This window comes from Stecheria intestinalis, assembly GCF_009696165.1.
Classification (GTDB): Bacteria; Bacillota_I; Bacilli_A; order Erysipelotrichales; family Erysipelotrichaceae; genus Bulleidia; species Bulleidia intestinalis.
The window spans coordinates 52,983-64,589 of the sequence record NZ_VUMN01000007.1; the positions used below are offsets into that span (position 1 = coordinate 52,983).

The window sequence follows — 11,607 nt, forward strand, 5'->3', positions numbered from 1 at the left end:
TTTCCCCTGTCAGAATGTCACATAGATAAAATCTGATGCGTGGTATCCCGGTCCGTATACACCGAAGATCATCGCAATGACCATCAGCACGAAATAGATCATCCATCTGGTAACTAATTTCCGATCTGCCAGCCATTCCAGCATATCTCTGTGATTGCGCAGAAGATCTGTGACGATCACCATCGCTATCAGAATAAAGCCCCACACAAACTCATTCTGTGTGATGCCGAGTCCTTCTGCATTGACAGAAGAAAGGCTGGAAGCCGGAAGCTGAGCAAGATTGCGGAATACGGCAAGAGCTTCTGTTCCGGAAGAAGAACGGAAGAAGATCCATAACAGACTGACCAGACTGAAATTCACAAAAACCAGCAAGACTCTGACTGGGAATGGAACATTCTTTTTCTTTTTCAGGATCATGTCTTCAAGGACTGATAAGATTCCATGTCCCAGTCCCCAGATCAGAAACACCTTCGTATTGCCATGCCAGAGACCAGAAACGGCAAATACGATCAGGGTATTGAGGTACTTTCTGCCCTTTCCTTTCCGGTTTCCGCCCAGCGGAATATAGACATAATCCCGCAGCCAGGAAGAAAGGCTGATATGCCATCTGCGCCAGAATTCCCGGATATCTGCAGAAAGATACGGCGTAAAGAAGTTCCGTTCCATATGGAACCCCATCATTCTGGCAGTTCCGATGGCAATATTCGAGTAGCTGTCGAAATCTGCGTAGATATAGAACGCATAGAAGATCACGCCGATCAGCGTATACCATCCTGACAGTTCCGGATGATCCGCATTGTTCAGGTAGAAGGTCACCTGTCTGGATAATTCTGAAGAGATGACCAGTTTCTGAAATAATCCAAGTCCGGCAAGGATACAGCCGTTTTTCTGGTCCCGGTACTGGAATACCATGGGCTTATTCAGTTCTTCAAAGAAAGGCTCGGAACGGTTGATCGGTCCTGCCATGAAGACCGGAAAGAAGCAGAGATAATCAAATACTTCAAGAAGAGAAGCTTTTCGATTCTTTCCGTGATAGCGGTCAGCCAGATAGCTGATGGCTTTAAACGTATAGAACGAAATGCCTAGCGGCATGGCCAGCCAGAGACCGGTGAACGGATTGCTGTACTTATAGAAGCAGAGACCTAGGACCGGAACAAAGATGGAAAGAACCAGGAGAGGTTTCTTTTTCACATGAAGGCCGAAGAGCCAGGTCCATACGGTCAGGGTCAGCACATAGATCGCATCTGCCGTACGGAGCCCGAGCAGATACAGGAATACTGCATTGGCCAGGCAGACCGTGATCTTCTTCGAATGACCGGAAAACAGCCAGATGAAAATGCTTGAAGCCCCTGAGAGAAGGAGGTAAGGAATGGAGAGAACGCTCATTTCCACGGCCTCCGTTCATCGCCATTTACCAGCCATGCATGTTCTGCCAGCTTTGCCATCGGGGTATCGCTTCTGGAGTCTGAATAGAAGTTCTCTACCTTCTGATCCGGATAGACTTCATGGAAGCGTCTTACTTTTTCTGCTCCATGGCAGTTCAGACCGTCATACTTGCCGGTATGCATATCTACTTTTGAAGCCATGACATTCGAAATGCCGATCTTGGAGCAGAAAGACCGGATCAGGAATTCCGGAGAAGCAGAGATCACGAGATCATCTGGCTTCTGCTGGTCCAGATACCATTGCTTGACATGGTTCAGATGCGAAGACGTATATTCCTCGATGAACTGATCCATGTCCGGAATGAATACGAACATATGATAAAGATTCTGCTTGAAGGTCAATTTCGGCATCAGATGCAGCACAAATAAGAGACCGCAGATGGCGGTTCTTGGAATGCTGAGCAGAGTCTTGGGACGATGAACATAGGCATAGCCAACCATGCCGAAGGTTGAGTCTCCGCGATAGATCGTATCATCCCAGTCGTATACGTTCATAGCTGTTCATCCCTCAATTGGAAGCGAAGATATTCTCCGCAGTATATTCTTTCAGATAATAGAACCTCAGTTCCAGAGTTTCGTTCAGATAATAATATTCCTTGAAGAAGCGGTCATGCGTTTCGTCCCCTGCTAAGACATTCGGAGAATGAATGCTTTCATCCGGGTAGGCAATCAGCCAGGCTTCTCCTGCATCCGGATGAGTCTGATAATAAGCAATCTCCTGGTTCCGCTTGATGGTGATGTTATGGACCATATGATAAAGCTGATAATAGCTGAGACCCCGGATCACGCAGAGAACCACTAACACCCCAAGGGTCAGAATCTTTGCAGGTTTCAGGGAAAAAGAAATCGATTCAAATAACAGTTCTGTAAACAGGAACAGCAGATATACGGTATAGATCGAGCTGCGGCTGTCGAAGATCGGACTTGCCAGCATGACGAGATCTGCTCCTAATGCACAGAGCAGATAGAACAGTTCTTCCTGTTTCCGGAAAGAATCTGTTTCATAAAGAATTGGAACCAGAACCATGACTATCGTTTCAATCAGATACAGCCAGCCGAGGTTCAGAATCGGAGAAATTGCACATACTGCAGTCAGTACCGCCGCTTCTGCCGGCTTCTCTTTTCTGCGTGGGCTCATCGTAACAAAAATAATCAGAACAATGGAAAGAATGACCATGAGCCAGCGGTTGTCGGTATAGGTATGTTCGAGAAACAGCAGGAAGTTTGTCACAACCTTCTCGGTAACGCTTAAGGAATTGAAGGCAGCATTATCTCCGGTGAGACGGGCATGAGCCCCTGGCGAAAACAGGATGATGCAAGCTCCGATTCCAGCTGCCAGCAGATACCACAGCATCTGCTTCACCTTCTTCTGATCTTTCCTGATCCAGTGCAGATCGATCAGAATCAACAGATCTGCCCCGACCATCAAGGCGGCAGCGTTTTCCATATACAGCGGCACGCAGCAATTCAGCAGAATGCACCAGAAGAAATGGCTCTTCCCTTTCAGGATCCACTGTTTCATGAAGACCATGTCTAAAAGAAACAGAAACAGCGGGATCACATAGGTGGTTCCCATCATCCAGGTATAGGTCTGCATGCGCAGCCGGTAAGGAACAGAGAACACCAGCAGCACCAGCATCAGTGCAGAAGCGATCGAATGACGCTTCGTCTTTCCTTCTGCCAGGCTCAGAATCAGGCAGAAAATGCCCGTGAATAAGCATGGATTCAGAATGTTCCACAGATTCTTATGCGGGGTGATGAGATATCCGTATAATTCGCTGAGGAATCTGCCGGACCAGCTGAAATACATCTCTGCTGCCCGCACAAACGGATTATGGTATCTGCCGCCGACCGCATAGACCCAGTCATCTCCTGCGGCAGGAGTCCATCTGGAGATCAGGGCAAAGGCAAGAAAAAAGATCAGGACAATTGCCCATGGTATCATCCGTTCAGCTGTCAGAGCATGCTTTTTCATGGCTTCAGATCAGTTCCCTTCTTCTGAACATTTTACAACAATCGTTCCGTCGATCATCCGGATACTGCCATCATCCGGATAGGAAGGCATTGTCTGCACTTCTTTCCGGTCGGAGAATGCTTCTTCAGGAACGGTTTCCGGATCAAATCCGCACCATAGTTTCATCATATAGTTCCAGGCATAGTCCCGAATCATGACTTCGTCATATGGGGTAGTGATCACTTCCCGGAATTCCGGGTAGTCTGAGATCGTCCCATCGCTGACTTCCTTCAGAGAGCCGATCCAGCAGACCGGAGTATCGTCCGTATATCCTTGTACGCTCCGGATTCTTGTAATCAGGCTGTTATAGTAGCTGACTGCCTGACTCTGCTGAACTTCCGTCTTCAGATAGACGACGTTGTCATAGCGCACATACATGAAAGAAATCAGTGCAAGCAGAACCACGGATGCTTTCCGGATCAGTGAGCCTGAAACTCGTTCCATCAGCGTCATTGCCAGCACAAAGACCATGATATCTGCATACATCATCAGAGAATGCACATATGCAGCATCCGTCAGCAGAAACATCAGCTTGACCGCAGGCGGGAAAACCAGAAGAAACAGGAATACTTCCAGGTATAAGGAACGATTCTTGGTATTTCTGAGTTCTCTGCCGAGCATCAGCACAATCAGAATCAGCAGGACTTCATAAAGAATGCGGATATTGCCAGGATACATATTCGTGCTAGCCATTGCTGAAGGAAGAATGAATTCCTGGTAAACCTGCAGAATCCGCGTCAGAACCAGGCTGAAGCCCACAGAGCCGGATAGCTGGTCCAGCCCAGCATGAGCAGACATCGTCATATGAGCAGCTTTCAGAAACAGAACTGTGATTCCTGCATACAGAATCGCAGAAATCAGAAGATTGCCAAGCAGAATTCCTGCTTTTTTCCAGAATGCCCTGGAATTCAGATTATCCTGCAGACAATGTTTCAGAAGCAGAATCAGAAGAAAAGAAATGGCGAGGCCTTCTTCAGCCTGATAGATGCCGATCGTGCAGCAGAGCAGAACATCTGCTGCAAACATCTGTCTCAAGTTCTCAGCCCTGAACAGCATCACGCTGGAAAGCAGAGCCAGAAACGCTGCCAGCGCGTAATAAGCAGAAGTGAACAGATAGCCTAAGGTTCCGGTCACCGAAGGAATCGCGATCATGACCGCAGCCAGGCAGATGATGCTCCATCGGTTTTTCAGATCCAGAGCCCGGATGATCACTGTTCCGGACAGTCCTGTGAAGACCATGGTCCAGAACACATGCAGCAGAGGAAGACTGTAATTATTACGGAAGATCAGTCCGTAAAGCTTGCCGATGATCCCGAGCATCCATCTTCCGACATCGATCAGGGAACCGATGCTGAAGAGAAGCCAGGAATCGTCTCCGAACGAATACTTATTGAACATCATCATGCCATGGGCAAGAATGCCGAAGCAGAACACCGAAACGAAGAACAGGCGGACCCTATGATCTGACGAAAGTTCCTTCAAGAATGTTTTCCATTTTTCTATTCTGATCATCATCCACCATTATACCCGAAGAGCGTTCCTTGGAAAGTTCCCGGTAAGAGTACGAAAAAAGCGCTGATGATTGTACAATACTCCTGTCTGAAATGAGGTATCTATGAAGCGTTCTGACCGTAAAGCATGGATCAAGCTGTTTCTGTTCATCTCTCTGATATTTGCCGTAATGATTATTCCGTATCTCGTGACCGGGACTGCTTTTATTCTGGGCTGGGATATGCGGACCATCTATTCCAGCAATTTCGAGAACCTCAGAACAATGCTTGCGCAGTGGAAGAATACCGGAACGCTTCCCTACTGGTCCTGGGTCAACTTTCTCGGAAATGATTTCTATTCGAGCAAATTATTCTATTTCAATGATTTCTGGGAATATTTCTTTGCATTCACGAATCTGAAGTATACGGATGCGATCATCTGGATGACTTATCTCAGGTTTCTGACGGCCGGCTTCTCGTTCTATGCCTATGCAAGATATAACCGGTATTCGGAACATACCTCGATCATAGGTTCCCTGCTGTTCACTTTCAGCGCTTATCTTCTGCAGATCATGCGGGATCCGTTCTTTGCCAGCTTCATCTCGTTTCTCCCGCTCTATTTCCTGTCTGTTGACCGCTATATTGCCGAGAAGAAACATGGCTTCTTCATCTTCATGGTCTTCTTCATGTTCTTCAACAGCTATTACCTGTTCTATATGACTTCTCTGTTCACGATCCTGTATTTCATCTGGAGATGGAGAAAGCAGTATCAGAGTATGAAAGGCTTATGGAAGAATGCCTTCCGGCTGATCGGATATTACGTCATAGGGTTCCTGTTAAGCGGAGTCATTGTTGTTCCGGAAGTGCTGAATGTATTAGCCAACAGCCGCGTCGGCACCAGAAGTTCAACTCTGATCTATGAAACCATCGTTCCGTATCTCGATTATCTTTCCGGATTATTCACGCCGGTATCCATGCTTGCCTACCGGGGCACTGAAATTTCTGATCTGTATCTCTATGACACTCCGAACCATCAGCTCATGGCCATGTATGTCTGGGCTGGTGCAGCAGCTGCCCTGTTAGTACCTCAGCTGTTTGCCGAGAAGAAAGAAAGAGAATTCCATCTCGGTGTTCTGATCCTGATCACTCTGTTCTCCATCGTTCCGATTCTGAACTCGGTCATGCATGGCTTCAGCGAGCCTTCGTTCCGCTGGATGGCCAATGTCACGTTCCTGTTAGTTGCTGAGATTCTCCCCTTCCTGGAACATCCGGAACTGATTCACCAGAAGCTTCTGAAGCAGACTGCTGTGAACATCTCCATTCTGCTCGCAGCTACGCCGATTCTCTTTGCGCTGATCTGCAAAGTTTCTGTTTCTTCCATCCTGAGTGATTATGCATTGGTGATCTGCTATATCCCGTTCGTGATTCTGGTCTGCTATGCAATCGGAAAGAACAGAAAGGCAATGTGCACCGCAGTGGTCATTGCAGAGCTCTGCTATGTTGCAACGTTTACGTATTTCGGCAATCCTACCCAGAGTGCTCTGAAGAAAGAAGATGCGGACCGGGTAGCGAGATCCATGGGAAACAAGGACTATTACAACGAATGGTCGCTGACATTGGACCCTGCCAATGCCAGCTCGTTCTATCGGACTTATGTGGATCCAGTCGGTGTTTACTGGAGCCAGGGAACGAATTACAACCTGGATGCGGATATCAAAGGATTATTAGCCTATGACTCCACCTATCTTGCAAGCACGAATGATCTGATCAAGCTGGATCCAGACCGGGTCATTGATTATCTGCCATGGACATTTGATATACAGAATCCAGATATCATGACCCTGGTATCCACCAAGTATGCGGTGGTCGCTCCAGGTACTGCCTGCCCGTTCAATCATGGTGAGCTGATCGGTCACTATGCAGATTATGACCTGTATCTGAATCTTGACTACATCAATCTTGGAAAGACTTTTACCGGCATCATGACGTATGACGACTATGAGGTCTCGATGTCTTCAGAGATCACCGAGAAAGTGATCTGCCATGCTGAGGACTATGAAGAAATCTCTGCCCTGATCGGGAATGAAGAAGTGCAGTGCAGCGATGCAAGTGCCGAAGGAAACCAGGCATTTGCGACGCTGACGGCTTCAGAGGACGGCTTTGCCGTTCTGTCCGTTCCTTACGATCAGGGATGGACGGTCACCGTCAATGGAGAACAGGTGAAGACCTATGAAGTCAATGGCGGCATGACTGGCATCGCCGTGAAAAAAGGAGAAAACAATATTGTCTTCTCCTTTGCGCCGCATGGTCTGAAGGAAGGCAAGCTGCTGAGCATTGCCGGAGCTGTTCTTGTGGTTCTTCTGATCTTCCTCGATCATCGGAAGAAGCATTAACTGGCTGATTTCGCGTAATAGAGTCCGTCCGAATTATCCTGAAGCGCTAATCCGCAGGACATCATGATCTGATCGAATTCGTCGGTCAAAGCTCCATTCTGGCCGGCAGGCATGTAGGCGGCATCCGGAATCTGGTCCGGGAATTCTTCATAGTACTGTCTCAGCATCGTCAGGAATTCCTCTTTCTCTGGTTTCATCCAGGTGGAATAAACCCCATATCTGCTGTTCTGAAGGCTGAGATACATCCATGACTGATCCGTAAAGAACAATACTTTCTTTCCATCATCCAGGTTCAGTTCCCGGATTCTGGAGAGCTGATGATCATATTCTGTTTTCTTCTCACTCGTTGTAAGAATTCCTTTTACCGGTCCTTCAGTGATTTCTGCATTCAGTTCGGACGGAGCCGAATCCCGGAAGATCACGGTCAGCTTATCCCGGACTTCAAAGCAGATCAGCAATACTGATAAGCATGCAGCAAGATACTTCGGATTAATTCTCAGATGCATGGAAGTATGCGACATGTATCCGGAAATCAGCAGGATGGAAGCAATTGCACAAACCGTGCTGGCATGATTGGAAGCTCCGATGATCGTATCAGAAGAAAGATTGATCATCACGATATACAGCACACCGGAGATCCAGAGCTTTTTCAGCATCTCATCAGCATGAGCATCGATCAGAATGACATAGAAGCCGATGGGAGCCAAAGCAATCATCGAATAATCCCCATCCGCTTCAGCCCCATAGCCGATCATCAGAAGAAGTGTGAAGACGATATTCAGCAGGAGCCAGACAGAACGTCTGCGCCGGCTTGCATGCCTGCGGTCTTTCAGAACCACCAGGAACAGAATGAAATACAGCGGCAGCACGACGGTGGAAATCCTGGAGCCGAGCCACAGAGTCTTGCAGAGAGCAAGCATATTGATGATCGGCCCGAGGCCGGTATACGTATGCGTGGAATCAGACTGAAGCGGCAGCAGCATATATTTAATCAGTTCGCTGACGCTTCCTCCCTGAAGAAAATAGACAACATAGATTACAGCCAGAAGCACTGCACCTGCCGTGAATGGCAGCCACGCTTTTCTGCCGTAAGCATGTTTTTCAGAATGCCGGATCAGACTGATCAGAAGAATCAGAGTTCCGAAAAAATACAGGAATGCAAGATAAGGCGTGCAGAGCACGGAGGCAGCATAGAAAATGCCGGCCAGGAAACAGGAAAGCCAGAGATGCTTTCCAGGCTCCAGCAGAAGCAGTGAATAGACGATCACGCACATCAGGCCGAGGGTATTGTAGTTCGGAACCATAGACTGGCCGAACGTGAACAGAAAGAAGATTGAAGCTGCGGCTATGCTTGCCGGTCCGTATTTTCTGGTCTTCAGATAGAGGAAGACCGCGATGCAGCAATTGAGAATGACATACAAGATCCGGGAAGCCAGAACAATTCCTTCCATGCCCCCATTGAATTTCACAATCAGGGAAAAGAACGGCAGCATCAGGATGGCTGAGAACTGAGAGTTGTTCCATTCCTGAAAGACCGGGAGATCGCCTTGCCAGAAGCGATGAGCCAGAGAGATAACGAAGGTTTCATCTCTGGCCGGAAATCCGTAATGTGCTTTCCAGAGATTCAATAACAGAATCGCAAGAATTGCAGCAACTGCAGCAATATCCTGTGTTCTGATATGGTCCTGTCTCATCTGCTACTCCCCCTTCTCATAAATCGTGCCTGCAGAAGTCTGTTCCGGATTCAATCCATAGGCCGAAAGGAACTCCGAGAATCCTTCCAGGTCTGCTTCACTCTGATACGGCACCAGAACATAATCCGGAATACGGTCCGGAGTCTTCTCATAATAGCGGCTGAGCTGCTGAAGGTCACTTTCACCAGTGCTCTTAAGCCAGATCGTATGCGAAGCAACATGCTGGCCTGGCTGCAGTTCCAGATACAGCCACCGGTTCAGAGAATAGATCAGCACATTCTGATGCCCTTCGATGGACTGATCCCATATGCTCTGAAGATCTTCATAGCTCTGCACATTTTCTTCTGTGGAGCAGATTCCCCTCATCGGACCCTCTTCTTCAGAAACTGCATGAAGATTCAGCGGAGCATCATCGACATAGCAGTACGTGAGTTTATGAACCACATCCATTCCTATCATGAGTATTCCGCAGCAGCCAAGCATAAACAAAGCTTTTTTCTTTTTCGGAGAAATCAGATCGGAAGTCGCAAGCAGAGCAGGAACCATGCATACCGTGCTGGCAAGCTGAACGCCATTCAGGATTGTATTGGAACTCAGATTCATCATCAGCATATATCCGATTCCTGACAGAAAGAACTTCTTCAGTTCCTCTTCTGCCCTCTGATCCAGGATAAATACCAGGATTCCAAGCGGGACAAAGGCAACCATTGAATAATTATTTCCAAACTGATAGCCGATGAGAAGAACGATCGTCAGCAGGAGCCCGATCATCAGATAGCGATTTCCTGTCTTTTTCTTTCCTCTGTTTTTCCATGCCAGAATCAGCAGGACCACATATGCGGGCACTCCGATCATCGTGAATACGGAATTCGTGATAATCATCTTTGCCAGGGCAAGATACTGAATGATCCCGGTCTTCAGAGAAGAAGAATGATCTGCACCGGAAAGCAGTTCCGGAATCGAGGAGACATATTCGCTGACACTTCCCTCTGAAAGCAGAACAGCAAGAAAGATTCCGGTAATCGTCAGAATGCCGAGGGTGAAGATGCCCCATCCGCCTTCGGTTTCAGAATGACAGACTCTCCGGAACAGAAGCACAATGGAATACACAAGATAGACAAAGACCATATGCGGGGTGCAGAGTGTCAGTCCGGCAAAGGCAATTCCGGCAAGATAAGTATCCAGCTTCGGATGTTTCCCCTTCAGAAAGAGCTGCACCGCCGCTAACATCGCCAGAATCAGACCGAGCCCGTTATAGTTCAGAGAATACATCTCATTCTTAGCTGTCAGGAAGAACAGCAGGGCACAGAAGAGGCTGATCCAGCCATACTTCCGGATCCGCGTATATAGAAAGATCGCAGTAAGTGCCTGCACGATCAGGAACAGGTATCGCATAAACAGCACGACGCCATCCGCAGAACCGTGAATGGCGAGATAAGCAGAATAGATCGGAAGAGTCAGAAGTGCTGAAAACTGGGTCGGATGCCATTCATGAATAATCGGAATATCACCAAGCCAGAAGCGATGCATCATAGCCAGATATGACGTTTCATCCCAGGAAGGATTTCCGAATGGTGCCCGCCAGAAACTGAAAACCAGACCAGATAACAGCAGAACCAGGACCAGACAATCCTGTTTGTTCATTCTTCTCATGAGACCATCCCCCTGCGGCGATACAGCCGATAGGTATATACATGCGATTCATAACGGAATACCGCAGTATCAATCAGCTCATAAGAGTCTTCCGGAATCTCCTGATCGCAGGTCACAACATAATCTGCCTGCCCGGAAGAAAGATATTCGTCCTGAAGATTCTGGAATTCCGGAACACTGAAGTTCAGCTCGCAGAACATCCGGAAGTCCGGAACAATGCCGGTCACCGTATAGAAGCCTCCGTCAAGAAATCCGTAGTTCAGAAGAGAATGAGACTTTGTGGAAAGAATCTCCTCTCTGAACTTGTACTGCGGAAGAACGCTTCGATCCTGCAGAAACAGATAGCGGTTATTGCAGTTCAGAAACAATGCGGCAATCCCTGCGGTTTCAAGGATCGGAACAGCAATTCCGAACTTCTTCTCCGTCAGTGCCTGAGCCAGTCTGCAGCACCATTCCGATAACGGAATGATCATCAGCCAGCAGAATACCGCAAAGATCAGTGCATAGTACATCCGGTAGAACGATGCGGGATAGACCGTGACACAGGTGACAATGAACGAAAGGAGCAGATACCATCCGGACCCTGCATGTTTTCTGGAAACTTCCAGCATGCCTGCAGCGATTCCGGTGAAATAGATCGGATTCTTGAACACTGACCAGAAGATTCCGACCGCCATATTGAATCCTGCAGAATGCTGCGCTGTGCCATCATAATGAAACAGATTATCCATGAAATAAATCTGCACCAGATCATTCCATGCATGATTCATTCCGAAGTACAGAACTACTGGAAAAGTGGCAATTCCGATGCCAAGCAGAATCTCGCCGATCAGAATGAGCAGTTCTCTTCCCTGTTTCTTCTTCAGAAGCATCATCACCGGAACAATTGCAGAACCGAGATAAAAACCCAGGAAGCTG

At 47.8% G+C, this 11,607-nt stretch carries 7 protein-coding genes; 1 reads left to right on the forward strand and 6 read right to left on the reverse strand.

Annotation, left to right across the window (positions count from 1 at the left end):
* Nucleotides 1–9: 9 nt before the first annotated feature.
* Genes FYJ51_RS04435 through FYJ51_RS04450 form a run of 4 tightly spaced genes read right to left on the reverse strand, consistent with a single transcriptional unit; the run spans nt 10 to nt 4,941 of the window.
* Nucleotides 10–1,386 (reverse strand): MBOAT family O-acyltransferase, encoded by a 1,377-nt coding sequence (locus FYJ51_RS04435; RefSeq protein ID WP_154503719.1) that lies wholly within the window; start codon nt 1,384–1,386, stop codon nt 10–12.
* Nucleotides 1,383–1,940, reverse strand: a complete 558-nt coding sequence (locus FYJ51_RS04440; protein ID WP_154503722.1) for a haloacid dehalogenase-like hydrolase — start codon at nt 1,938–1,940, stop codon at nt 1,383–1,385. Before FYJ51_RS04440 ends, FYJ51_RS04435 begins: the two co-directional genes overlap by 4 nt.
* Nucleotides 1,941–1,953: 13 nt before the next feature.
* The gene (locus FYJ51_RS04445; RefSeq protein ID WP_154503725.1) at nt 1,954–3,420 is read right to left on the reverse strand and encodes a DUF6056 family protein; all 1,467 of its coding nucleotides are present in this window, start codon (nt 3,418–3,420) and stop codon (nt 1,954–1,956) included.
* Between the two features lie 9 nt (nt 3,421–3,429).
* Nucleotides 3,430–4,941 (reverse strand): glucosyltransferase domain-containing protein, encoded by a 1,512-nt coding sequence (locus tag FYJ51_RS04450; protein WP_205946182.1) that lies wholly within the window; start codon nt 4,939–4,941, stop codon nt 3,430–3,432.
* A gap of 133 nt (nt 4,942–5,074) precedes the next feature.
* Here FYJ51_RS04450 and FYJ51_RS04455 point away from each other — a divergent pair, with 133 nt between their 5' ends.
* Nucleotides 5,075–7,342 (forward strand): YfhO family protein, encoded by a 2,268-nt coding sequence (locus FYJ51_RS04455; RefSeq protein WP_154503731.1) that lies wholly within the window; start codon nt 5,075–5,077, stop codon nt 7,340–7,342.
* Here FYJ51_RS04455 and FYJ51_RS04460 read toward each other — a convergent pair.
* Nucleotides 7,339–9,036, reverse strand: coding sequence for a hypothetical protein (locus FYJ51_RS04460; RefSeq protein WP_154503734.1), 1,698 nt, complete (start codon nt 9,034–9,036; stop codon nt 7,339–7,341). The genes FYJ51_RS04455 and FYJ51_RS04460 overlap by 4 nt on opposite strands.
* Before the next feature lie 3 nt (nt 9,037–9,039).
* The gene (locus FYJ51_RS04465) at nt 9,040–10,689 is read right to left on the reverse strand and encodes a hypothetical protein (RefSeq protein WP_154503737.1); all 1,650 of its coding nucleotides are present in this window, start codon (nt 10,687–10,689) and stop codon (nt 9,040–9,042) included.
* Nucleotides 10,690–11,607 lie beyond the last annotated feature (918 nt).

Coding starts and splice junctions, on each gene's coding strand:
- FYJ51_RS04460 (WP_154503734.1), bottom strand. CDS start 9,036: ATGAGACAGGACCATATCAGAACACAGGATATTGCTGCAGTTGCTGCA.
- FYJ51_RS04435 (WP_154503719.1), bottom strand. CDS start 1,386: ATGAGCGTTCTCTCCATTCCTTACCTCCTTCTCTCAGGGGCTTCAAGC.
- FYJ51_RS04445 (WP_154503725.1), bottom strand. CDS start 3,420: ATGAAAAAGCATGCTCTGACAGCTGAACGGATGATACCATGGGCAATT.
- FYJ51_RS04465 (WP_154503737.1), bottom strand. CDS start 10,689: ATGAGAAGAATGAACAAACAGGATTGTCTGGTCCTGGTTCTGCTGTTA.
- FYJ51_RS04440 (WP_154503722.1), bottom strand. CDS start 1,940: ATGAACGTATACGACTGGGATGATACGATCTATCGCGGAGACTCAACC.
- FYJ51_RS04455 (WP_154503731.1), top strand. CDS start 5,075: ATGAAGCGTTCTGACCGTAAAGCATGGATCAAGCTGTTTCTGTTCATC.